The 25,652-nt window shown below is 37.7% G+C and carries 23 protein-coding genes and 1 pseudogene; 2 read left to right on the forward strand and 22 right to left on the reverse strand.

Annotated elements, in window-relative coordinates:
• Positions 1–84 precede the first annotated feature (84 nt).
• From M997_RS15020 to cysJ, 17 genes are all read right to left on the reverse strand, one after another.
• Positions 85–1,233 (reverse strand): hypothetical protein, encoded by a 1,149-nt coding sequence (locus M997_RS15020; RefSeq protein ID WP_064720923.1) that lies wholly within the window; start codon positions 1,231–1,233, stop codon positions 85–87.
• Positions 1,230–2,489 (reverse strand): hypothetical protein, encoded by a 1,260-nt coding sequence (locus M997_RS15025; protein ID WP_064720924.1) that lies wholly within the window; start codon positions 2,487–2,489, stop codon positions 1,230–1,232. Before M997_RS15025 ends, M997_RS15020 begins: the two co-directional genes overlap by 4 nt.
• Positions 2,490–2,659: 170 nt before the next feature.
• Positions 2,660–3,643, reverse strand: coding sequence for an RNA polymerase sigma factor RpoS (gene rpoS / locus M997_RS15030; RefSeq protein ID WP_064720925.1), 984 nt, complete (start codon positions 3,641–3,643; stop codon positions 2,660–2,662).
• Between the two features lie 686 nt (positions 3,644–4,329).
• Complete coding sequence (gene nlpD / locus M997_RS15035; RefSeq protein WP_064720926.1) at positions 4,330–5,454, reverse strand: murein hydrolase activator NlpD; 1,125 nt, start codon at positions 5,452–5,454, stop codon at positions 4,330–4,332.
• 153 nt (positions 5,455–5,607) lie between these two features.
• Positions 5,608–6,234, reverse strand: coding sequence for a protein-L-isoaspartate(D-aspartate) O-methyltransferase (locus tag M997_RS15040; RefSeq protein ID WP_064720927.1), 627 nt, complete (start codon positions 6,232–6,234; stop codon positions 5,608–5,610).
• Positions 6,228–6,992, reverse strand: a complete 765-nt coding sequence (gene surE, locus M997_RS15045) for a 5'/3'-nucleotidase SurE (protein WP_064720928.1) — start codon at positions 6,990–6,992, stop codon at positions 6,228–6,230. Before surE ends, M997_RS15040 begins: the two co-directional genes overlap by 7 nt.
• Positions 6,970–8,022: a tRNA pseudouridine(13) synthase TruD gene (gene truD, locus M997_RS15050; RefSeq protein WP_064720929.1), complete on the reverse strand. Its 1,053-nt coding sequence runs from the start codon at positions 8,020–8,022 to the stop codon at positions 6,970–6,972. Before truD ends, surE begins: the two co-directional genes overlap by 23 nt.
• On the reverse strand, positions 8,019–8,504 hold the full coding sequence (gene ispF, locus M997_RS15055; protein WP_064720930.1) for a 2-C-methyl-D-erythritol 2,4-cyclodiphosphate synthase: 486 nt from the start codon (positions 8,502–8,504) through the stop codon (positions 8,019–8,021). The genes truD and ispF overlap by 4 nt, the downstream gene beginning before the upstream one ends.
• Position 8,505: 1 nt before the next feature.
• The gene (ispD, locus tag M997_RS15060; RefSeq protein WP_064720947.1) at positions 8,506–9,252 is read right to left on the reverse strand and encodes a 2-C-methyl-D-erythritol 4-phosphate cytidylyltransferase; all 747 of its coding nucleotides are present in this window, start codon (positions 9,250–9,252) and stop codon (positions 8,506–8,508) included.
• A 39-nt stretch (positions 9,253–9,291) separates the two neighbouring features.
• Entirely contained in the window at positions 9,292–9,582 is a 291-nt protein-coding gene (gene ftsB, locus M997_RS15065; protein ID WP_192876383.1) for a cell division protein FtsB, read from the reverse strand.
• Between the two features lie 141 nt (positions 9,583–9,723).
• Positions 9,724–10,344, reverse strand: coding sequence for an adenylyl-sulfate kinase (gene cysC / locus M997_RS15070; protein ID WP_064720932.1), 621 nt, complete (start codon positions 10,342–10,344; stop codon positions 9,724–9,726).
• On the reverse strand, positions 10,345–11,796 hold the full coding sequence (cysN, locus tag M997_RS15075; protein WP_064720933.1) for a sulfate adenylyltransferase subunit CysN: 1,452 nt from the start codon (positions 11,794–11,796) through the stop codon (positions 10,345–10,347).
• Positions 11,797–11,807: 11 nt separating this feature from the next.
• Positions 11,808–12,716 (reverse strand): sulfate adenylyltransferase subunit CysD, encoded by a 909-nt coding sequence (cysD, locus tag M997_RS15080; RefSeq protein WP_064720934.1) that lies wholly within the window; start codon positions 12,714–12,716, stop codon positions 11,808–11,810.
• 13 nt (positions 12,717–12,729) lie between these two features.
• Positions 12,730–14,157: a siroheme synthase CysG gene (gene cysG / locus M997_RS15085; RefSeq protein WP_064720935.1), complete on the reverse strand. Its 1,428-nt coding sequence runs from the start codon at positions 14,155–14,157 to the stop codon at positions 12,730–12,732.
• A 205-nt stretch (positions 14,158–14,362) separates the two neighbouring features.
• Entirely contained in the window at positions 14,363–15,094 is a 732-nt protein-coding gene (locus tag M997_RS15090) for a phosphoadenylyl-sulfate reductase (RefSeq protein WP_064720936.1), read from the reverse strand.
• A complete protein-coding gene (gene cysI / locus M997_RS15095) occupies positions 15,091–16,821 on the reverse strand; it encodes an assimilatory sulfite reductase (NADPH) hemoprotein subunit (RefSeq protein ID WP_064720937.1) in 1,731 nt (576 codons plus the stop codon). Before cysI ends, M997_RS15090 begins: the two co-directional genes overlap by 4 nt.
• The gene (cysJ, locus tag M997_RS15100; protein WP_064720938.1) at positions 16,821–18,638 is read right to left on the reverse strand and encodes an NADPH-dependent assimilatory sulfite reductase flavoprotein subunit; all 1,818 of its coding nucleotides are present in this window, start codon (positions 18,636–18,638) and stop codon (positions 16,821–16,823) included. The genes cysI and cysJ overlap by 1 nt, the downstream gene beginning before the upstream one ends.
• Positions 18,639–18,933: 295 nt before the next feature.
• On the opposite strand from cysJ, the gene queD reads away from it, so the two are divergent.
• Entirely contained in the window at positions 18,934–19,299 is a 366-nt protein-coding gene (queD, locus tag M997_RS15105) for a 6-carboxytetrahydropterin synthase QueD (RefSeq protein WP_164971522.1), read from the forward strand.
• Between the two features lie 70 nt (positions 19,300–19,369).
• Here the strand turns inward: queD and queE are convergent, their stop codons facing one another.
• Positions 19,370–20,041 (reverse strand): 7-carboxy-7-deazaguanine synthase QueE, encoded by a 672-nt coding sequence (gene queE / locus M997_RS15110; protein WP_064720940.1) that lies wholly within the window; start codon positions 20,039–20,041, stop codon positions 19,370–19,372.
• Positions 20,042–20,206: 165 nt separating this feature from the next.
• Between queE and M997_RS15115 the strand changes: the two genes are divergently transcribed.
• Complete coding sequence (locus M997_RS15115; RefSeq protein WP_064720941.1) at positions 20,207–21,574, forward strand: amino acid permease; 1,368 nt, start codon at positions 20,207–20,209, stop codon at positions 21,572–21,574.
• Between the two features lie 86 nt (positions 21,575–21,660).
• Here the strand turns inward: M997_RS15115 and M997_RS15120 are convergent.
• From M997_RS15120 to M997_RS15135, 4 genes and pseudogenes are all read right to left on the reverse strand, one after another.
• Positions 21,661–22,842, reverse strand: a pseudogene (locus tag M997_RS15120) (methionine gamma-lyase).
• A gap of 25 nt (positions 22,843–22,867) precedes the next feature.
• Positions 22,868–23,266, reverse strand: a complete 399-nt coding sequence (locus tag M997_RS15125) for a helical membrane plugin domain-containing protein (RefSeq protein ID WP_064720942.1) — start codon at positions 23,264–23,266, stop codon at positions 22,868–22,870.
• Between the two features lie 10 nt (positions 23,267–23,276).
• Complete coding sequence (locus M997_RS15130; protein WP_064720943.1) at positions 23,277–24,464, reverse strand: NAD(P)/FAD-dependent oxidoreductase; 1,188 nt, start codon at positions 24,462–24,464, stop codon at positions 23,277–23,279.
• A 191-nt stretch (positions 24,465–24,655) separates the two neighbouring features.
• On the reverse strand, positions 24,656–25,441 hold the full coding sequence (locus M997_RS15135; RefSeq protein ID WP_064720944.1) for an endonuclease/exonuclease/phosphatase family protein: 786 nt from the start codon (positions 25,439–25,441) through the stop codon (positions 24,656–24,658).
• Positions 25,442–25,652: the final 211 nt, after the last annotated feature.

The following is a 25,652-nucleotide window of genomic DNA, read 5'->3' on the forward strand; positions in this document are numbered from 1 at the left end:
AAAACTGTATTGAGCCATTTTTTTATCATATTATAAAAATACTCACTCATTTATATTTAGTCACTGACAATTAAGTATTTATTGTTAGTTAATGGGTGCGTATTGATATTTTACTCGTTCACCTAATAACAAAAACGATTGTTCCACCGTGTATTGTTCAGGGAAACGAATAAATTCGGATAATGCGGGGTTAAAAATTGAATATCGGTCAATTTTTTTTCGATATTGTTTCTGCTGTGTTTCTAAATCAATAATTAATAATTGCCGATCATCACCATGACTATTATTTACCAAAATATAATCATTATTGACGATCATATCATCTAGATAGGTATAACCATTTTCAAGTAATGTCGTTAATTGACCATCAGTTTGATAACGTACAATAGAAAAGAGCTCGCGCGATGCTGAGAGCGCAATAAAATATATTTCGCCTTTCTCATTTTGAGCAACTTGTCTGATACGAATTGGAAGCCAGCGAGATTGAGTAATATTTTTATTAACTAAATCGAGTGTTAATTCTAGTGTATTAGCCGTCAAATCATTGTTATACCATATCAGTAATGAATCTTCTGAAAGAGCATAATTTAATGAAGTAAACTGCCCAAAATCTTCAGCATAATACTGCTTCATTAATGCTTCGACATTAATTTCATTCTGCCAAGATAGTCCTTCATTTTCACTAAAATAAATATGACTATTGTCTGCCAATATTAATTGTGATGTTGATTCAGACCCAAATATCTTGCCACCAATCAATGATATTGGGGTTTTATTAGGGTCATTAGAATAAAACTCTAATTTACTAATAGTAAATTTATTTAAATCAATAAATTTTCTACCTTTATTGAAAAATATAATACACCTTTCAGCAGTGCAGTAGGCGTTGTAAAAAGTTTCCTCACTACTTTTAGTGATAAATCGAACCCCCTGTTTATCGGAAAAATAGAGTGCATATTCCTTAGGTGTATTTTGACGATATACATTGCGATTTATATCAACCTCATAGCGATAATTATCTGATTCAGCTTTTATTAATATACCTACTGGTGAGTTAAAATGTTGTTTCCAACTATAATTTTCAATGTTGTGATCAGATAAATTCCCAATACTGGGCTGTTCCCATTGCCATTTTTTTTCAAAACCATTAAATAGCAGCCCATAACAGAGTAATAAACTCAGAATAAATAAACCTGTGACAATAATAAAAGTTTTACGAAGAAAAGGATTCATAAGCTCAACCCCGTAATATAAAGAGATTGCTCTCTTTTCATTCGTTGCTCTTGCAACAAGAAATAGGTTTGATAACTGCTCATGCCTTTTGCAGAGAATACAATATAAAGATTTGAAAACAAAAGAATTAAAAACATAATCCCTGACATTATTACTGTAAATATAATTCCCATTCCTAAAAAGGTATCACCAATAGAAAGCCAGTCCCATTTATCCCAATAATTACCCTTTTCATAAACTTCCGAAATTGCGAAAAAAGCAAAAATAGAAAAAACAAATGCAGTCGTTGCACCAAATGCGAACATAATAGGATTTTTAGCTTGCTGATGACTAATATATGCTTGCGCTGTAATCGTGTAAGCACCGCCATCCGTATGATTATAAACACCTAGAATTACAGGAGTAGAGCTATTATTTGGAGATTGCCAATAAAAGAGTTCAATATCATCGCCATTAGCCATAAATAAATTATGATCAGAGTAAAAATAACGATCTCTGTAGCTCAATATAAAAGGTATGTTATCTATTTGAAATAAAGTTTTAGTCAATGAGTAATTACTACCTCGTTGATAAATAGTCACTCTATCTACATGATGGATATTTATTTTTCCTCTAATACGTTTTACTTGGCTTTGCTTAAATTTAGCAATGGACTTTTTATTAATAATTAATTTTTCTAATATAGGCTGTTTTATTTTTGGAATAATGAGTTGAATACCATCTGACAAAATACTGTATTTATTAGCAAGAACACTATCAAGCGCTTTAAGTCTTTTTTTATGTTTTGGTCTAAGTAACTTAAAGCAAAAATACATTTTTTCAACCATATAGCTTGTTCCTGCTATAACAAAGCCTATTGCGAGTATCGTAGAAATAACTAATAAAAAATTAAAATCTAGCGTCATTAATGAAAAATAAGTCCACCAGCTTCCTATCACCGTAGAAATTAAAGCAATAAAAAGCCATTTTTTCTGTTTTGTCGTTAATGTGAACGTTCGTTCTGGCTCTAGTCGCCCTTTAGTTGAATGAGCAATCCATTGCACCCAAAAACTACCATCTTTAAGTAATTCAGCGCAAATTTTCAGTTCATCCCCTAATTTTAAACGTTTAAGAAAAGTTTGAGATTGCGTGAAATCTTCTTCATTAAAGTAAAAGGTGTTACCTGAAGCGATTATTCTTACCATTCCTTTAGGCGAAATTTCGCCTTGGTCAAAATCACATTGCTCTAATTTAACGTTTAAAAAGTAATCTTTCATAATCTCTTTTTATTATTCCTATAAGATACAGTCGATATTACGTTTTCACTTTTTATCTTTCTTATTACTAAAATACAACATATAGATAAAGAAAAGCCGATTAGCTAATGGGCTAATCGGCTTGATAATCATGTTATAACACTTTTTATAAACAGAAATACTGCTGTTAGCTACGCTTTGAAAAGTGCTTCAATACATAACCCCTGACTTTGTAGAATATCTTTTAATCGTCTTAATCCTTCAACTTGGATCTGACGAACACGTTCTCTTGTCAGGCCTATTTCTCTGCCAACATCTTCTAAAGTTTCAGCCTCGTAACCTAACAATCCGAAACGACGAGCAAGTACTTCACGCTGTTTGGGATTTAATTCAAATAACCACTTTATGATGTTTTCCTTGAGGTTATTATTTTGAATTGTCGCCTCTGGCCCTTCTTCATTTTCATCAGAGATAATATCAAGTAAGGCTTTCTCTGAATCACCGCCAATAGGCGTATCAACAGAGGTAATGCGTTCATTTAAACGCAGCATCTTACTGACATCATCAACAGGCTTATCTAATGTTTGAGCAATCTCTTCAACACTTGGCTCGTGATCCAGCTTATGTGCTAGCTCTCTTGCTGTTCTTAGATAAACGTTAAGTTCTTTGACGATATGAATAGGAAGACGGATGGTACGAGTTTGATTCATAATGGCACGTTCAATGGTTTGACGTATCCACCATGTTGCATAAGTTGAAAAACGAAAACCCTTTTCAGGATCAAACTTTTCGACCGCACGAATAAGCCCAAGATTACCCTCTTCAATCAAATCAAGCAGGGCAAGGCCTCGATTAGTGTAACGGCGAGAAATTTTAACAACTAAACGTAGATTACTTTCTATCATTCGTTGTCTTGAAGGGATATCACCACGTAGCGCTCTACGGGCAAAGAAAACTTCTTCTTCAGCAGTCAGCAACGGAGAATAACCAATTTCTCCTAAATAAAGCTGGGTTGCATCGAGTGCACGCTGATTGACACCTTCAATAAGTTCAATTTCTTCTTGAGCATCGGACTCATTCTCTACCTCTTTTGCAGCAACTTCATCGAACTCTTCCATGTTCTCATCAGTATCATCTGTATATAACTCGTTTACTCTTAGCGTACTTTGGCTCATCAGCTGCTCCTACCCTTGATATTTAGGTAAACGACTATCGTGTTGATGTCTATTTACCAGCTTATCGTTGTGCAATAACACAACGGGTTACTGATTTTCCCTTGTAACGAATTACAAAATTAAAGCTAACATATCTATTTTACTGTTAATCTTATTCTTTATTGATTCAATATTTTAATTAACTATTGAGTGCAGGTTATTAACAGTATCTTGTTATTATATTTTTACATATTTTTAATTATACGTATTGTTACTCTATCTAATGAATAACTTGTGACTATTTACATCTAAAAAAGACAAATAAAAACTCACAATATTAAAATAATATAAAATAATTTATATTATTTACTGTTATTACAAAAGTAATCAAATAAAGAAAATAGCTTTAGAAACAAAGTCTTAATTTATAGATTAACTTTCAATAACAACGAATCTTTATTCATTCTCTTATCTAGCAATTCAGCATACGCATTCATTGGTTGATAATCAACAGTCTAATTTAACGTTATCTATAATTTTATATAGATAACGCATTCTTTCTCTGTTCAATTAAGCGTATTTACGTAGTTAAAATTTATTTTATTTCAACCTTTTAATTATTTTACTCATAAAAAAAAGCACCCTTTTAATTTTTTTAAAAGAGTGCTTAAATTTAGGAATATTCACTATCCGAGAAAATAACTTACCTATTTTTTAGGTAGATAACTCATAGGATTAAGAGATTTCTCTTTATAACGAATTTCAAAGTGCAGTCTCACCGAGCTCGTTCCAGTGCTACCCATCGTCGCAATCTGTTGGCCTGCATTCACACTTTGTTGTTCACGAACCAAAATAGTATCATTGTGCGCATATGCACTGAGGTATTCATCATTATGTTTAATGATAACTAGGTTACCATAACCACGCAGTGCACTACCTGCATACACAACTTTACCCGCTGCGGTTGCAACAATAGGATCACCACGAGTACCACCGATATCAATACCTTTATTACCACCCGGTGCACTTGAGTAACTTTCAATAATTTTACCTTGTGCAGGCCATGTCCATTTTCCTGTTACAGCAGCCGGCGTTGGCGTTGTCGCTGTTGTTACAGGTGGCGTAGATGTTGTTTTTGGTGGTGCAGTTGGTGGTGTAGTTGTGGTCGTTGCCGGTTTTGTAATCAGCGGCCCCATTGCCGTATTATTATTTGCCGGTTTCGTTTGTGCCGTTTGAACACCTGTACTACTTGAATGGTCAATCACAGAAGTATTAACATTGGTATTAGTTCCAGTGTTGACTTGGCGATTACCTATCTTCAGTACTTGCCCTACATTTAAACTATAAGGCTCAGAAATACTGTTCATTGATGCAAGCTCTTTTACATCACTGTCCGTTATCCATGCAATATAGAACATGGTATCACCACGTTTTACAGTATAGGTATTTCCGTTGTAATTCCCTTTAGGAATATTTTCATAGTTACGGTTATACACAATACGTCCTGTACCATCATCTGTATTTACATTTTGTGTAGATACTACAGGAGGCTGAGTACGCGGTTGGTTAACCGTATTATTTTGAGTAGATGAATCGACCCTTATTGAAGAAGGAGGAGACGATTGCAATGGTTGGCTTCGTTCCATAGGTGTTGCACCAGCTGTCATCACCGGTGGCGTTGAAACAGTGCTATTCGGTGAAGAACTATCACTATTCACCGATGTAATAGGTGCAGGACGATAAGGCGTATCTGCACAGCCTGTTAACGCAAATCCGATTACCGAACACATGATTGCCCAGCGGATGTGCTTAATCGGGCTTTCTGAATTCATACTTCCTTCTCCCTTTAAAAGGCATTAGCGTCTAGCAATTTGTTTAGTTGAACAAAAAGACTGCAATTTTTTTGAAAATGTTTCATTTATTAGTGCAGATTACGACAAGCTGTTAAAAAGCAGTAATAAAAAACGGTAAGATTTATCTGGAAGTTATGCTAACTCACCCGCAATTAAGGGGACAAATCTCACGGCTTCTATAGATTGATAGTGAAAATCATTGCCTAAGCGACGGATAAATTTAAGTATTTGCTGTTGTTCGCCAACAGGAATTATCATCCTGCCACCATCAGCTAATTGCATCAATAGTTGTTGTGGCACTTCTGTTGCACCTGCTGTCACAATAATAGCATTAAATGGGCTTTTTGATGACCACCCTTCCCATCCATCGCCATGCCGTGTTGATATATTGTGTAAATCCAGTTGCTTAAAACGTCGTTTGGCTTGCCATTGCAATAATTTTATACGCTCAACAGAGCTAACATGATGGACTATATTTGCTAATACAGCAGTTTGATAACCCGACCCTGTACCAATTTCCAAGACAGAATCACTTGATTTTAACTCAAGTAATGCTGTCATTTTAGCAACAATATAAGGCTGTGAAATAGTTTGCCCATTACCAATAGGTAAGGCTGTATTTTCATACGCCTTATGAGAGAGTGCTTCATCAATAAATAACTCTCTTGGCACTTTGCTCATTGCTTCCAACAGGCTCTCATCCTTGATGCCATGTTGTTTTAACATTGTCAGTAAGTCTTTCATTGACCGACTTAACATGTTTTTTTGACCTCTGCTTTATTTAACCAATTTTGTAGTAATTCTTGTGCTTTATATGCCGTTAAATCTACATGTAACGGGGCGATAGAAACATAACCTTCGTCAACCGCAGCAAAATCTGTATCAGGCCCTATATCATTTTTTTCACCTGGAGGCCCAATCCAGTAAAGCGAATTCCCTTTAGGATCAGTTTGCGTATAAACATGTTGAGAAGCATGACGGCTTCCACAGCGTGTGATACGAAAACCTTTAATTTCATCTAATGGAATATCTGGCACATTGATATTTAAAATATTGCCGGCTCGTAAAGGTACACGTTGCAACATGGCTAATACTTCACAAGTCACCTGTGCCGCTGTCTCAAAATGAGTTTCACCATCTAAAGAGACGGCTATTGCAGGTAAGCCAAGAAATCGCCCTTCAGTCGCGGCAGCAACAGTACCGGAATAAATAACATCATCACCTAAATTAGGTCCGTGGTTAATACCTGAAACCACAATATCTGGCCGAGGGCGCACTAAATGATTTACACCAAGATAGACGCAATCTGTCGGCGTACCATCAATAATAGCGATATCCCCATTATCTAATTCTTGTTTGCGTAGTGGTCTATCTATTGTTAAAGAGTTAGATGCAGCACTGCGATTACGATCAGGAGCAACAATTTGAACATCATAACGCTGGCGTAAAGCTTTGGCGAGGATCTGAATGCCTTTTGCCATTACGCCATCATCATTACTCACCAATATTTTCAGCATCTTCATTTCCTAATGATATTAATTCACGGACAACACTAGTGGCAAAGCTGCCTGCGGGTAAAAAGAATGCCAACGAAACAGTGGTGTCGTCTAGCCAATTCCATGAAATATTTTCTGGCAAAACATTTATCGCTCGTCGTGTATTATCGACTCGAGCTTGTCGTGCAAGCGTCCATAATGTTTCATATTCAGCAAGGTTTTCTGTTTCAAAACTCAGAGCTTGGTGTTGCGTTCCTAAATCACCGTCGCCCGGCATTGGCGCTGTAATATGAAGATCATGCTGTTCATAACGCATTTGACATTGTGCAAGTTCATCTTCTTGTGCAACAAACCAACTGCCACGTCCATGAAGTTGCATCGCATCACCCAATACGACCTTTGAATATAAATCACGTTCTAGTCTTTTGCTTACGATATGATTAAACATCGCACTACGTGCCGCAGAAAGATAAAAACTACGCTTACCTCGTTCTTTTACTCGAATTTCATTCAGCGCCCAACGCTGAGCTTGGCGTAAATTTTCGCCATTACGACCAAATCGTTGCACACCAAAATAGTTAGGAACACCTTTTGCTTTGATCTGCTCAATTCGTGTATTAACAAATGTTTTGTCTGAAATTTGGCGCAACACTAAGTTAAAGTGATTACCTTTTAAGGTACCAATACGTAATTTACGTTGCTGGCGTGTGGTTTCTAATACCTCGCACCCTTCAAGCATCAACTGGCTAAAATCAGGCATTTCTTTGCCCGGCATACGTAAACAAAACCACTGTTCGGTGACCGCATGACGGTCTTTTAATCCAGCATAACTCGTATCGCGTTGATGGATCCCAACAAATTTCGCTAATTTTTCAGCAACAAATGCCGTATTACATCCCGTTTTTCTGATTTTAACCATTACATGTTCGCCTTCTCCATCAAGAGAGAAGCCGAGATCTTCACACACAATAAAATCTTCAGGAATGGATTTTAATACACCCGTAGCTTCTGGTTTTCCATGTAGCCAATGGAGTTCTGGTAATTCACTCATTCAGGTAATGACTCTTTAATTAATAAAACCACTGCTTCGCAGGCAATACCTTCTTTTCTACCAACAAATCCGAGCTTTTCTGTTGTGGTTGCTTTTACATTAACCTCATCAATATGACAGGTTAAATCTTCAGCGATATTCACGCGCATTTGAGGCGTATGAGGTAGCATTTTTGGTGCTTGAGCAATAATAGTGACATCAAGATTACCGATACGATAACCTTTTGCTTTTACTCGTGAAAATGCTTCTCTTAACAGCACACGACTATCAGCACCTTTGTATGCTGGATCCGTATCAGGAAACAACGTACCAATATCGCCCATGGCAACAGCGCCTAAAATAGCATCTGTAATTGCATGTAGCACAACATCGCCATCAGAATGCGCTAATAGCCCTTGTTCATAAGGTACTCTTACACCACCAATAATTATCGGGCCTTCTCCGCCAAATTTATGTACATCATAGCCGTGTCCAATTCTCATATTATGTGTTCCTTATATTGGTAATTTGACGAGAGAGGAAAAACTCTGCGAGAGCTAAATCTTCTGGCTGAGTCACTTTAATATTATCTGCACGCCCTTTCACTAATAGAGGTTCATAGCCGCAAAACTCCATTGCCGAGGCTTCATCAGTAATTGTCGCCTTTTGCAAAAGTGCATTTTCAAGGTTCTGTTTTAATAATGTGGCAGGAAAAAATTGAGGTGTTAAAGCATGCCATAATGTTGTTCTTTCGACAGTTTGTTCAATATGGTTATCTTTTAAATGACTACGCTTCATGGTATCTCGCACCGGTGTTGCTAAGATCCCACCACAAAATTGTGGATCAGTATAATTGTCATCGATAAGTTGGATTAAATTATCAAGATCACCAAAACTTAAACAAGGTCTTGCTGCATCGTGAACTAATGCCCATGTGTTTTTAGGGAAATGCTCAGTGACATAAATCAAGCCTGAAAGCACGGAGTCCGCTCGTTCACCGCCACCTTCAACTGTTATTATCCGTTTATCTTTAGCTAATGATAAGGTGTGAAAATAGTCATCTTTGGGACTAATCGCAATGATTATTTGAGAAATACGAGTGTGTTTTAATAAGGCATTAATCGTATGTTCAAGGATAGTTAATCTGCCAATTTTAAGATATTGCTTTGGGCAGATTGCTTGCATTCGGCTTCCGACACCTGCGGCAGGGATCACAGCAACAATAGGAAGATTAGGATTTATTATATTCATTATGGTTTTTGTATCAGAACACACTATTAATTCAATAAATTAACGACGAGGTTGAGATTTATCATTCACAATACGGAAAAATGTCTCATTAGGTTTTATCATGCCTAATTCACTGCGGGCACGTTCTTCTAACGCTTCTTGCCCACCATTGAGGTCATCGATCTCTGCAAATAGACGGTCATTACGCGCTTTTAATTGTGCATTTTGCGTTAATGCAGATTCAACTTCTTGGCTCATTTTGGTGTGATCATGAATACCATTTTTACCTAGCCATAATGAATATTGCAGCCAGCCAAGTAAAACCAGAAGTAAAATTGTCAATTTCCCCATTGCCACCCCCAAGATTAATGGGCTAATCATCCCACAACTCAAACTCAGACGCCACAAAAGCGCTGGAATATATTACATTATTAATAATAAAAAAGTGTATTCCCTATGATGAGAGAACACACAAAAAAGAAGAATACAAAATTAGCTCAATGAGTAAAATTGATTTTTTTGTAAAAAACTGAAGATTTGCTGAGTTAACTCAGGAAGAGGAAGAGCACCATTTAAATGTAGTTCGGGGTTAACAGGTGCTTCATAAGGTGAATCAATACCAGAGAATTGCTTTATTTCGCCACGTCTAGCTTTTTGATATAACCCCTTGGGATCACGCTGTTCACAAAGGCTTAAAGGTGTATCGACAAAGATCTCAATAAATCGACCTTGTGCAAAACGATCTCTTATTTGCTGCCGGTCTTGCTGATAAGGCGAGATAAATGCTGTTAATACGATTAATCCTGCATCGACCATTAATTTTGCCACTTCACCAACACGACGAATGTTTTCATGACGATCTATGTCACTGAATCCCAAATCAGCACAAAGCCCATGACGTAAATTATCACCATCTAATAAATAGGTTCGAATAGGAGCACTATCGAGTGAGTATTGATAAAGCGCTTGTTCTAATGCATTAGCAAGGGTTGACTTACCTGAACCTGACAATCCGGTAAACCAAAGCACACATCCTTTATGTGCTTGTCTTGCTTCACGATCTTTTTGTTCTATGGTATGAGGATGCCATACAATATTATTTTGTATCGTCATCTATTTTCCTCCAAGTAAATCTCTGGCACCCCAATGAGGAAAATGACGTCGAATAAGCTGATTAAGTTCTAGCTCAAATGTATCGTATTGCGGGATTGTTTCTTGTTGATTAGCGAGTGTCTCTCTAATTAAACCTGCGCCAACAGTAACGTTACTTAATCTATCAATAAAAATCAGCCCACCGGTATCAGTATTATATTGGTAGTTATCAAGTGCTAATGGCTCTTCAAATGAAACCTCAACACTACCAATAGCATTAAGTCCTAAGTTATCAGTCACTTGCTGCGTTAAATTATTAACATCAACCTGGTAGTGAATATTTTCAATTTTTGCTCGGCTTTTTTTACCCACAATTTTGATATCAAGTGTTTGCCCTTGGACTAAAGGTTGCTCTGACATCCACACAATATCAATCAGTGCATGATTACTAACATTGATTGTTGATTCATTTACATCAACAATAATATCACCACGACTAATATCAATTTCATCAGCTAAAACCAGCGTAATAGCTTGTCCTGCTTTGGCTTGAGCTAAATCACCATCAAACGTCACAATACGTTTAATCGTCGATATTTGTTCTGAAGGCAATATCTTTATTTGTTGCCCTTGATACAACACACCAGAAGAAACAGTTCCGCTATATCCGCGAAAATCTAAATCTGGCCGATTAACATATTGCACAGGAAAACGCAGAGATTGAGATCCAACAGCTAATTTAACTGGTGCATCTTCGAGTAATGAGAGCAATGTTTTACCTTGATACCACGGCATTGTTTGTGAAACAGAAACAACATTGTCACCATCAAGCGCTGATATAGGGACAAATTCAATAGTAAGATCGGTTGGTAACTGATCAGCAAAAGAAAGGTAGTCTTGTTGGATCGACTCAAATACAGCCTGCTGATAATCTACTAGATCCATTTTATTGATCGCGACAATTAAATGACGAATACCTAATAGAGTACTGATAAAACTATGCCGGCGAGTCTGTTCTTGCACCCCTTTTCGAGCATCGATCAGCAGAATAGAAAGCGTACTTGTTGATGCTCCTGTCGCCATATTGCGGGTATATTGAGCATGTCCTGGCGTATCCGCAATAATAAATTTGCGTTTGGCAGTAGAGAAATAACGATAAGCGACATCAATAGTTATCCCTTGCTCACGTTCTGCGGCTAATCCATCCACCAGCAAAGCAAGATCGAGTTTTTCACCTTGCGTTCCGATCTTTTTACTTTCATTTTGCAATGTAGAAAGCTGATCTTCGTAGATCTGTCGTGTATCATGAAGTAAGCGTCCAATTAGTGTACTTTTTCCGTCGTCAACATTGCCGCAGGTTAAAAATCGTAATAACCCTTTGTTTTGTTGTGTTTTAAGATAACGTTCAACACCACCGAGCTGCGCGATTTCGCCCGCAATAATTTGATTTGTTTTGATAGCTGCTAATCCCATACATCCTCCTATTAGAAATAACCTTGGCGTTTTTTTAGTTCCATTGATGCGGATTGATCGCTATCAATCAAACGTCCTTGTCGCTCACTGCTGGTGGAAATCAGCATCTCTTCAATAATGGCGGGTAGTGTTTCTGCTTGTGATGGAATTGCCCCTGTTAAAGGCCAACATCCAAGTGTTCTAAATCGGACTTTCTGCTGTGTAATAACCTCACCTAGTTTTAGATCAATTCTGTCGTCATCAACCATAATTAAGTTGCCATCACGCTCAATAACGGGACGATTTTGGGCAAAATAGAGCGGAACAATATCGATATTTTCTAAATAGATATATTGCCAAATATCGAGTTCAGTCCAGTTTGATAACGGAAATACACGAATACTTTCGCCTTTATTAATTTGTCCGTTATAATTTTTCCATAATTCAGGGCGTTGATTTTTCGGATCCCAACGATGAGATCTGTCTCTAAATGAATAAATACGTTCTTTAGCACGCGATTTTTCTTCATCACGCCGAGCGCCACCAAATGCTGCATCAAAACCATATTTATCTAATGCTTGTTTTAGCCCTTCTGTTTTCATGATATCAGTGTGTTTTGCACTACCATGAGTAAAAGGATTAATACCTAATTCAGCACCTTGTGGATTGCGATAAACGTTTAAATCGAACCCATATTCTTTTGCTGTTTTATCGCGAAACTCATACATCTCGCGAAATTTCCAACCGGTATCAACATGCAATAAAGGAAAAGGTAATTTAGCGGGATAAAAAGCTTTACGAGCAAGATGCAGCATCACCGATGAGTCTTTGCCAATTGAATAAAGCATGACAGGATTTTCAAATTCAGCGACAACTTCACGAAGAATATGAATACTTTCGGCTTCTAATTGCTGAAGATGCGTTAATTGTGTTTCATTCATAACAATCCCTTTTTTAGGCAAAATGAATCAAGGATGAGCGCGATGAAGCGTGTGCTTGTTGGCTTGGTTTATCACTAAACCAAGCCAATTGATGGTGAAGAGCAGTCACTTCGCCGACAATTAACAACGCAGGCATCGGCGCTTTAGCGGCTAATTCAGCTAATTGAGTTAAATCTCCCGTAAAAACTTGTTGCTCTATACGTGTTGCACAGCTAATTACCGCAATAGGTGTGGATGACGAGCGACCATATTCGATTAAGCGTTGACTAATAAGCTGCGCATTAGTGGTGCCCATATAAATGGCTAAAGTATGATTAGCTTTAGCTAAAGCAGCCCAATCAGGCTCGATACCCTCGGTTTTACAGTGCCCAGTCATAAAAGTGACACTTTGAGCATATTGACGATGAGTTAAAGGAATACCAGCATAAGCACTAGCGCCGCTAGCTGCGGTGATACCAGGAACCACTTGAAAAGTGATGCCATGTTCAGTAGCAACTTCTAACTCTTCGCCACCTCGGCCAAAAATAAACGGATCGCCCCCTTTTAGCCTAACAACGCGTTTGCCTTGTTGAACAAATTTCACAATCAATGCGTTAGTTTCTTCTTGAGCAACACTGTGATATCCCGCTCTTTTACCAACACAAATCGTCTCAGCATCACGACGAACCAGTTCCAATACTTCAGCGCTCACTAAGCTGTCGTAAAGTACAACTTCTGCTTGTTGAATAACTTGTAAGCCTCGTAATGTTAATAAGCCAGCATCACCTGGCCCTGCACCAACAAGAGCGAGTTCTCCTTGATGATGATTTTTTGGCTGCTGAAGTTGTTGCTCTAACTGCGCTTGCGCTTGGACAAGCTGGTCACTAGCAACTAAAGCTGCAAATTTCCCACTAAAAGCTTGCTCCCAAAATCGGCAACGCGCTTGAAATGTCTGCAATTGTTGCTTCACTCTGCTACGCCACTTTCCCGCTATAGTCGCCATTGTTCCTAACGATGTTGGTAATAGCGCTTCTAGTTTTTCACGTAGCATTCTGACTAATACTGGGGCTTTACCCGCAGAAGAAATCGCGACCAAAATAGGTGAGCGATCAATAATGGCAGGAAAAATAAAAGAGCACTGAGGCTGAGAATCCACCACATTGACAAAAATATGCCGAGCTTGAGCATCAAAATAAACTTGCTGGTTCAGTTCACTATCATCTGTTGCCACAATGACTAACATTATTCCAATTAACTGTTCTGACTGGTACTGTGCCGATACCCACTCAATTTTCTGTTGCTGATGATATTGATACAACTCATCACATAAATTAGGCGCAATGACTTTTAATTTGGCTCCGGAGCGTAATAAAAGAAGTGCTTTACGCGCTGCAACATGGCCACCACCAACCAGTAGCACTGGGCGATTTTTTAATTCCACAAACAATGGTAGATAATCCATACGCGTATTCTCATTTATTTGTTCAATTTATGAGAAATGACTATAAAAGGAGAAATAGCGCTTATGAAATGACAAAAAGCTATGAGATGGAACAGAAAGGAATAAGAAAAAACTTTATTTATCAAAATGTTAATAAAAAAACAAACGACAAATGGAGTAATAAATTTCTCTATTACCCAAATCATTTTAATATTTAGCTATTACGCTATTCGTGTAATCCGCACTCACGTTTTAAGCCGAAAAAGCGAGTCTCTTCTTCACTCATACCTTCTTCCCATTTGCGTGTTGTATGGGTATCCCCCACAGAAAGATAACCTTGCTCCCACAATGGATGATATGGCAAATTATTTTCTTTAAGGTATTGATAAATTTGTTTATTATCCCAATCAACAATAGGCAGCATTTTAAAAGTGCCTTTCGCAATAGAAAGCACCGGTAAATGTTCTCGGCTCTTTGATTGCTGACGTCGTAACCCCGCAAACCATGTTTGAGCATTTAATTCAGTTAATGCTCTTTCCATTGGCTCAACTTTATTTATTTGGTTATAACGTTCAATTCCCTTAACACCTTGTTCCCAAAGCTTGCCATATCGCGCTTCCTGCCAAGATGAAGATATTTCAGCCCGATAAACTTTTAAATTGAGTTTTAACTGTTGCGCTAATGTATCAATAAACTGGTAAGTTTCAGGAAAAAGATAGCCTGTATCAGTTAAAATCACAGAAATATTAGGATATTGCTGAGTCATTAAATGCAAGCAAACAGCTGCTTGAACACCAAAGCTTGAGCTTAACACCCATTCTTTAGGTAAATATTCTAAAGCCCAAGTAACACGTTCTATGGCATTTTTTTGCTCTAGTAGTCGGTTAATTTCCGCTAACGCTAGTTTCTGTTTATCAGCGGGTAATTGCACTAATTGAGATAGCGGCAATAGGCTCATACCGCCTCCTGCAACTCATAAAAATCAACAGCTGAATTAATGACAGGTTTAATCACATCAGTACGAATAAGAAAATCACCAAAACCTTCATTTGAATTTCGATAAATTGCCCACTTACCAATCAAAAGGTCAAGTATTCCGATAATTTCTTGTGAAGTTATATTTTCACGATACATTCTTGGAATGCGTGTACCAATGCGGTTTCCACCTAAATGCAGGTTATAACGATCTGGTGCTTTCCCCACCAGCCCAACTTCAGCCAACATTGCTCGACCACAACCATTAGGGCATCCCGTCACGCGCACAACGATGTGTTCATCGCTAATACTATGCTTTGTCATTAAACCATCAAGGATGTCAGTAAATGCAGGTAAAAAACGCTCTGCTTCAGCCATTGCCAGTGGGCATGTAGGAAATGAAACACACGCCATAGCATGTTGACGCAATGGTGTTACATTATCGTTAATTAAGCCATATTGACGCGCAATCGCCTCAATATTGGCTTTTTCATTTTCGGGCACACCAGCCACTATTAAGTTTTGATTGGCGGTTAAACGAAAATCACCATGATGAATTTTAGCGATTTCGGCTACACCGGTTTTTAATGGTGAATCTGGATTATCAATTAATCGTCCATTTTCAATAAATAAAGTAAGATGCCATTTATTATCAACACCTTTTAACCAACCAATTTGATCACCACGATGAGTAAATTCATAAGGGCGAATATCGTCAAAATTAATGCCCGAACGACGCTCAACTTCTTGTTTAAACGTCTCTATTCCTACACGCTCTAGTGTGTATTTGGTTTTGGCATTTTTACGTTCTGTGCGATTTCCCCAATCACGTTGAGTCGTCACAATCGCTTCTGCCACGGCCAGCGTTTTATCGATAGGAATATAACCAAATTCGCTAGCCAAACGCGGAAAGGTGTTTTTATCGCCGTGTGTCATGGCTAAACCACCACCTACCAGCACATTAAAACCAACTAAATGTCCATTTTCAGCAATTGCGATAAAGTTCATGTCATTGGCATGAAGATCAACATCGTTATGAGGTGGAATAACCACTGAGGTTTTAAATTTCCGCGGTAAATACGTCTCACCTAAAATAGGTTCTTCATCAGTAGTAGCGACTTTTTCTTTATCTAGCCAGATCTCCGCATAAGCGCGAGTTCGGGGTAAAAGATGTTCTGATATTTTTTTAGCCCACTCATACGCTTCTTGATGCAATGACGATTGCACGGGGTTCGAAGTACATAAAACATTGCGATTAACATCATTAGCCGTTGCCAAAGCGTCTAAGCCCGCCGAAGCTAACATTTGATGCGCTGGTTTTACATCACCTTTTAAGATGCCATGAAATTGAAAAGTTTGACGGTTAGTAATGCGAATACTGCCATAGAGAGTATTTTCTGTCGCAAATTTATCAATATTTAACCACTGTTTAGGGGTGATAATGCCACCAGGTAAACGACAACGTAACATCATAGCATGACGAGGTTCTAGCATCTGTTCAGCACGTTCGGCTCTGATATCTCTATCATCTTGCTGATACATGCCATGAAAGCGAATTAACAGGAAGTTATCGCCCTCAAAACCGCCCGTTAAGCCATTTTGTAAGTCTTCTGTAATAGTACCGCGCAGGAAATGACTTTCTTTTTTCATGCGTTCGCTATCAGCCTGTTTCCCTTCAACAATCAAGGGCGTTTGAGTATGTGATTTCATTAATAGACATCCCTCTGATATCGTCGTTCTAGACGTAGCTCACTTAAATATTCATCTGCTTCATCAATATCTTTATTGCCATACTTCATCACTATTTCTAATAGAGTTTGTTCAACATCTTTCGCCATCCGTGATGCATCGCCACAAACATAGAGATAAGCCCCTTGTTGTAACCATTGCCAAATTTGATTGCCTTGTTCACGCAATTTATCTTGTACATAAATTTTATGAGATTGATCGCGTGACCATGCTAAATCGATATGAGTTAACAAACCGCTTTTGACATAGCGCTGCCATTCCACTTGATAAAGAAAATCTTCAACAAAATGAGGGTTACCAAAAAACAACCAGTTTTTACCCGTTGCACCGTCGTTTTCACGCTGCTGCATAAAAGCTCGAAATGGAGCAATACCTGTACCTGGGCCAATCATAATAACTGGCGCATCGTTATTATTCGGTAAACGAAAGTGATCATTCTTTTCGATAAAAACATTGATAGCAGAGCCTTCTTCTGCCCTATCAGCAAGAAAACCTGAAGCACCGCCCGCGTAAGCACGACCATTGACTTGATAACGCACCACCCCCAAAGTGAGATGCACTTCATCCCCAACTTCTTGTTGAGAGGATGCGATAGAGTAAAGTCGAGGAGTGAGTGGACGCAAAATATCAATAAAATCTTGAGCTATAGGTTGAGCACAATATTGGCGTACCATTTCATTTATGGGATGTTTTTCTGCATATTGCTGAAGCGTTGTTTTATCCGCAACAAGTGATAATAGATCCTCATGGCGAGTTAACTGAGCATAAGCTTTTACGATAGGAGCACTATTTTGCGTTAATTCACAATGATGCAATAACGCTTCTTTTAACGTTACCGTTTGTGATTTCACCGTAACGAGTTCATCACCTTTTAGCCATAATAACCCGATTAGCTCATCAACTTTTTCAACTGAATTATCAAACCAAACACCAAGTGCGTCTCCAGGTTGATACTGCAAATCCGAGCCTTCAAGGCTGAATTCAATATGACGAATATCTTTATCAGAATTTCTGCCTGTAATTTTTTGATTAGTTAATAAGGTTGCGGTAAATGGTGCATCGCGATGGTAGCGCGAAGCAACTACAGTATCTGTTGTACCCGCCTGAGTGTGTTGTAACACCGCCGCATTTTGAGTAGGTACTCGCGCTTTTAATACATTGGTTAACTCTGTTATCCATTGATTTGCGATGTCTTGATAGTCAACATCCGCATCAACTCTTGGTAATAATCGAGTTGCACCTAACTGGGCAATACGTTCATCAAAATCTTTACCTGCTTGGCAAAATTGCTCATAAGATGAATCACCTAAACTCAGTACGGCAAAAGAGGTTTCTTTCATCTCAGCGGCTTTTTTAGCATTTAAATATTTATAAAATGCGATAGCTTCTTCAGGTGGCTCTCCCTCGCCCTGGGTTGATGTCACAATAATTAAGGTGGTGGCTTTATGGATTTGTTTAAATTTATACTCACCTGCTGAATACAACTCTACATTCAATTTATTCGTGACGAGATTATCTCGTAGCTGTTCCGCAAGACGACGAGCATTTCCAGTTTGAGAAGCCGAAATTATCGTGATCGTTTCTACTTCAGGAACTAGTTGGGGGGCTAATTCAGAAGCAACAGAGGTCGTACTCGCTGGCTGATTAAATTGCCCCCAAAAATAGCCAGAAAGCCACGCAATTTGTGCTGGCGCTAAATCTTTGGTGACGTCCTGTAATTTGTTCAATTGCTCAGAAGTTAACGGAAGCATTGATAAAAATGGGGGTTGATTGCTCATTTATCCTGCCTTAAAAAGCGAGGCACCTTTATAGTGCTTTATTGTTTTGTGATATTTTTCTGATGATGGAAGGGTATCTCACTACCAGAAGATGAATTAAAGACCCATTGGCTCTATCTAATAACCTTAAATACTAAATTTATTTATCGATTTCCTTTATTGATAAAAGCACTAAGCAAAAAGAAATATAATAAGTAACTGAGGTTAAGGCGATTAGGCGTGATACGGCAAATCGGCTACACTAGTAGACTTCGTTCTATCTGTTTCTTTTTTCATTCATTAAGTCAAGAGAGTTTTGATGATAACCACCATCTTTAAAGATTTTCAGTTTGAAGCCGCACACCACTTACCACATGTTCCTGAAGGACATAAATGTGGTCGCCTTCATGGACACTCATTTCTTGTTAGATTAGAGCTAACCGGTGAAGTTGATGCACAATCAGGCTGGCTAATTGATTTTGCCGATGTTAAAGCGGCATTTAAACCGACTCTTGATAGCCTAGATCACTACTATCTTAATGACATTGCAGGATTAGAAAATCCGACCAGCGAAGTATTAGCAAAATGGATTTGGCAACAAGTCAAGCCAACACTGCCATTGTTATCAGCCGTGATGGTTAAAGAGACTTGCACAGCAGGATGTATTTATCGCGGTGAATAATTATCTGTCACCTAAAAGAAAAATCAGCCTGTTATTGGCTGATTTTTTTGCTTGCGAGAACAACATCATATTAGGCGATATTTAAATATTTGTGCGTTTGCATTGAGAATCGCCAATTTCGAGCAATACAGGTTTCTATACATAATTTCGTCGCCGAATTTTTACAACTAATGGGTTGTAGTGCAACAACAGGTGCAGGCAACGATGTTCTTAATGTGAGTAATGCATCTAATGCTTCAATATCTTTTTGGCGACCAACAGGGTGTTTTATTTCGTTAGCACGATTTATTGCACTAGGTAATACCGTAAAACCACCTCGCATCCCGACTTTAGGCGATAGCGTGACCCACGTTTGTTCACTACATAAAATGTCATGAGTACCGCTAGTTTCGATTTGGCAATTAAATCCTGCCTGTTCCAAACCTTCCGTTAAAGGGCGTAAATCATATAAACAAGGTTCTCCACCTGTGATAACAACATGTCTTGCGCTATAACCTTGTTGTTGAAACAGCGCTAATATTTCATCAACCGTGGCATTTCCCCAAGCATCACTTTCTTGCGTTTTAATTGGAATATCACCAATAGGAACTTTTTTTTCTTCTTCTTTTTCCCATGTATGTTTGGTATCACACCAACTGCAACCAACGGGACATCCTTGTAGACGAACAAAAAGAGCAGGAACGCCAGTAAAAACACCTTCACCTTGTAAAGTTTGAAACATTTCGTTTATGGGGTATTGCATAAGAAACTCTGATATCCAATGAATGCTGATGATTATTACAGATAACTATCTCACCGTAAGAGGCTTTATGATAAGGTACATGGTTTGTTTTGAATAGCTAACGTGCGAGAAGACACTGAAAAAAGAACCGGTTTGCTCGGTTGGACAGAGATGGGAATATTTTAGATGCAAAAAGAAAATCAGCTTTCACGAGGTCTATCAGGGCGGCACATTCGTTTCATGGCGCTAGGCTCTGCAATTGGTACAGGGTTATTTTATGGTTCTGCGGCTGCGATAGAAAAAGCAGGTCCCGCTGTATTACTCGCCTATCTTATTGGTGGTGCTGCCGTTTTTATGGTTATGCGTGCATTAGGGGAAATGGCCGTTCATCACCCTGTTGCAGGTTCATTTTCACAATATGCAAGCCATTACATGGGGCCACTCGCAGGTTTTTTAACCGGTTGGAACTATGTTTTTGAAATGCTTATCGTCTGTTTGGCAGACGTAACTGCATTTGGCTTTTATATGAAGCTCTGGTTTCCTGATGTTGAGCAATGGATATGGGTATTAGGGATAGTCTGTTTTATTGGCGCCTTAAATCTTTGCCATGTAAAAATATTCGGTGAAATGGAATTTTGGCTTTCTATTATTAAAGTCACTGCCATTATTGCGATGATTATTGGTGGTGTTGTCATTATGATGTACGGTTTTGGTCAACAAACCGAGCATCCTATTGGTATCTCTAATTTATGGGAGTTTGGCGGCTTTATGCCTAATGGTATAGAAGGGGTTATCGCCTCGCTCGCCATAGTGATGTTTGCTTTTGGTGGTATCGAAGTTATTGGTATTACCGCAAGTGAAGCAAAAGATCCGGAGAAAACCATCCCTAAAGCGATTAACGCTGTACCATTTCGTATTTTGTTATTCTATGTACTGACAATTTTTATTCTGATGTGTATTTTCCCTTGGCAACAAATTGGGCATAACGGGAGTCCATTTGTGCAGATTTTCTCAAATCTAGGGATTAACTCAGCCGCGAATATCTTAAATCTTGTCGTTATCACCGCAGCTATTTCTGCAATTAATAGTGATATCTTTGGTGCAGGTCGTATGATGTATGGTATGGCGCAAGAAGGACAGGCACCAAAATCCTTTATGAAACTCACCCGTAATGGTGTGCCTTGGATGACGGTGTTAGTGATGTCTGTTGTGCTGCTTTTAGGCGTGGTGCTTAACTACCTTATCCCGGAGCAGATCTTTGTTCTTATTGCTTCTATCGCAACGTTCGCAACAGTTTGGGTTTGGTTAATGATTTTGCTTTCTCAAGTTGCTATGCGTCGTAAAATGAGTACTGAAGAAGTAAAAACACTAAAATTCCCAGTCCCTCTTTGGCCAATTGCACCTGCATTAACCATTGTCTTTATGGCGTTTGTTATTGCGATTTTAGGTTATTTTGAATCAACCCGAATGGCATTAGTGGTCGGTATGGTGTGGGTTGCTATTTTAACTATCGGTTATTATGTAGGCATCAAGCCAAGAATGACCCAAAAATAATGAGCACCTATCTGCTATAAATTATCTACAATAATTAAAAAGGCTGTGAAATATTCACAGCCTTTTGTTTTGCTGCTAAAAATTAATTAAGCTAGTGCTTGATCTAAATCTGCAATTAAATCTTCAACATCTTCCAGACCTATTGATAGTCGTATTAGGCCATCACTAATACCATGTCTTTGACGTTCTTCTGCGCTATAAGTCGCATGAGTCATTGTTGCAGGGTGTTGAGCTAGAGATTCACAATCTCCTAAGCTAACAGCGCGAGTAAAGAGTGTTAACCGATTAAGGAAATCTCTACCCGCTTTAATTCCACCTTTTAATTCAATTGTTATCATTCCACCGGCTAAACGCATTTGTTGCTTTGCTAGTTGATATTGAGGAAAAGAAGGAAGCCCAGGATAATGAATAGTTTCTACTTTAGGATTATCTTCAAGAAATTGAGCAATATGCTGTGCATTTTTACAAACTTGCTCCATCCTAATACCTAGCGTTTTTATCCCTCTTAATATTAAAGAAGCATCATGAGGAGATAAACAGGCGCCTGTCATATCTTTTAAACCTTCAACGCGTATTTTATTGGCTAATTCATGAGTAGTAATAATTGCACCGGCCATTACATCACCATGACCTGATAAATATTTTGTCATGGAATGCACGACGATATCGGCACCAAGTTCTAATGGTTTTTGTAAATAAGGAGAACAATAGGTGCTATCAACCATGACTAAAATATGATGTTGGTGTGCTATTTCAGATATTTTAGCAATATCACTCACTCGCATATTAGGATTTGCGGGTGTTTCAAAGAAAATTAGCTTTGTTTTCTCTGTAATTGCGGCTTTTAATTTTGCAGGATCTGTTAAATCTACATGTTTTATTTTTACACCAAATTTAGCAAGACCTTGATTAAAATATGAAAAAGTACAACCGTAGATTGTCATATCCGTAATCAGTTCATCACCAGGTTGTAGTAATGACCAGCATGTTGAGGTAATCGCACCCATGCCGGAAGAAAAAACGACAGCTCCTTCACCATTTTCTAATTGAGCTAATCGTTTCTCTAATAAATCGAGTGTAGGGTTGGATATTCGGGTATAAAAATGACCGAGTTCTGTTCCTGCAAAACAGGCTGCACCATATTGAGCGGTTGGAAAAGCAAACGTAGATGTTTAAAAAATAGGAGGCACTAATGCTCCCTGATAATCTAACGGAGAATAACCATAATGTATTGCCTGAGTATTAAAATTCCTATTACTTTGCGTCATTATATCTCCTTAATTAATATAATAGTTAAACATCTATTTTTTGATTATTCTCGCCAATAATCTGAAGTGTCCTTAATACAATAGTTAATCCTTTCAACGTATCTGGATTTTTTAATAATGAAAAAGTTGAACCTAATGTATATTTTTTATCTTGATAAATAGATTCTTTTTTTGCCATATTAAACGCTGTACTTAACTCCCAAACGGGGATCATTGTTTCTTCAAACGCTACTGAAAGTTTTTCTACTGTTGCATTATCGATAATATCAATTGAGTCCGAAATTAAAGATAATAAATCAACGATATTATCAAAACGTTTTAATGCTAATAGCGGTCTTGCTTTTTCTAATAAATGTTGGAGATGTATTTTATCTTCATCAGTAAATAGCTGATTTTCCACTAAATTTAAATTATTTTCACTCATTATTATTCCCCTATAATAATCCTCTCACTGTCGCCCAATATAATCCTCGGTTATAACTATTACGTAATAAGCCACCTAATTTAGTTGGCGGTGTAGGTGTCACATCATGTTTATAGTCATATTGTAAAGGCATACCTGCAGATAACCCCATTTGAGCAACTGCTTGAACTCGTCCGTCATATATTGCAGCGGGATAGCCATAGCGAAGCTCTCCGCAAATATTATTAGCAATAACACCCGCTTGGTTATGACAACTTCCACCGGCTTTACTAATAGGTAGATCAACGGTGTCACCAATAACATAAACTTGATTCAGCCCGTAAACTTGTAAAGTTTCAGGATCTGTTGGTAACCACCCTTCTCCATTCTTGTATTCGCTTAATCCCGTATTACGAATTGCTTCCACCGCCGTGATAGGTGGTGTACTCATTAAAATATCAAAGGGTTCTTCTTCACCTTCTTTTGAATAAGCGATCTTTTTATCAGGATCAACATGACTTAGCGTAAAGCCGCGCTTCGCTTTTATGTCACGTTCTGAGAATACCGCAGGAAGAACCTCACAAACCTCTTGTTGCATAAAGAGGCAGTTTCTTAATAACTGGGAAACAGTAGGATAGGTATAAATAATTTCAATATTATTTCTGACACGACGTTGACGTAAAAATTCATCAAGCATCAATGTAGTTTCCATTGGTGCAATACCACATTGATGAGGCACATTAGGTGTTTCAGGAAAAGTAACCGTAATAAATACACGACCCTTCTCAATTGTCGCAATTTTATCAGCAAGATTACGTGCCGCTTCATATTGATAAAAATGATTTCCAGCTTCTTTTAAACCTTCAATTTTATCAAGACGAGGTATACATCCAGTAGCTAAAACAAGAAAGTCATAATTATATTTTTTCTTCGATTCACAATAAATAATCTTATTATTAAAATCAAAACGCTCTGCTTTATCAATAACAAGTTCTATTTCAGGTCTTAATAAACTTCGTTCTGAACGCATTAACTCCTCTTTTAAAAAAAGATTAAATGCAATATACATAAAAGCAGGTTTGTAATAATGATTTGGATTATCAGAAATAAGCGTTATTTTGATTTTATTTGAAAATATTTCATTATTTAATTTTTTCGCAAGAATATTAGCGAGAATAGTCCCACCGGTACCACCGCCAATAATAATTATATTTTTCATCGACATTTAATACCTTATATTAAATTAGAATTAAACCAATTTAAAAAGTATAGATAAGGTGTTAAATATAACCAATATATTATACATGTAGATAATTGAATAAGAAATTAATTTTTCTAGTCAATAAGGGAAACAATCTCTTAAATTTAAATAAGCTTAAGAGATTATATTTTTTGTTATTACTTATAGTATTAATAAAATGTAGCAATTAAAGGGTGATGATCTGAAGCATCAGTAATAAGCACTTCCGCTTTATTCAATGATAAACCTCGATAAAAAATATAATCTAAGGGTTTACCGAATGCGCGAGTACGCCAATCATTATCAAAAGAAACTTCCCTTAGTTTTAACCAACGAGCAAAACGTTTAAGTACATTAATTCTTGGCCGACTCCAAGCATTAAAGTCTCCAGCGAGTATAATAGGACCTTTATGATGCATAATATGGGTCGCTAAATTGCTTAATTGACGCTGATAAACATCTACACCAAAACTAAAATTGATAGCATGAACATTTACAACCATTAAATGTTCGCCTGTAATTAATGGATAAACTGTAATTAATGCCGATTTAGCTAAGCGCAAAAAGGGTTCTTTTTCTCTTAGAGGACAACAATAAATAGGGTGGGAGCTAGAAAGAGTCATTACACCTGCAGGATGTTGCTGAAAAGCTAAAGCAGGAACCTGATCCGCTATTAAATGATGAACGCCAGCGAAACGAACAAGTTCAGGTGTAGGTTGGGCTTCTTGCAATAAGATCAGTTGGGTATCAGTGGATAATACTTCCAACATATTTCGCCAGTTGATCCGCTGCTGTTTATAGATGTTCCAAACAGTAATTTTTAGGAGGCCTTCGGTATAAAGTGGCATTCCAATAGGCAAAGAGTCACTTTTTTCATTTAAAGGAGCACTTGGTTCAATCCTTTCTACAGGTTGACCCGCTACAAAGCGTACGGAGTAAGTCGGTTTTTTCGCCATTAGCAACCTCAAATGAGCAATAGGATCTCTTGCTATTACTCAGTATACCAAAGCTTACCAACACCCTCATCTTTTTAAGGGATATAATGATCAATAAGATTGATTATTTTTATAGGAAATCATCACTTTATAAATTGTTATATCTATTTGCTTGGTTTTTATAAATTCAAGACAAAAAAAAACCTAAGTCGTTAGACTTAGGTTTCTTAAT

It is taken from the genome of Proteus hauseri ATCC 700826 (assembly GCF_001654965.1).
In the GTDB taxonomy this organism is placed as follows: Bacteria; Pseudomonadota; Gammaproteobacteria; order Enterobacterales; family Enterobacteriaceae; genus Proteus; species Proteus hauseri.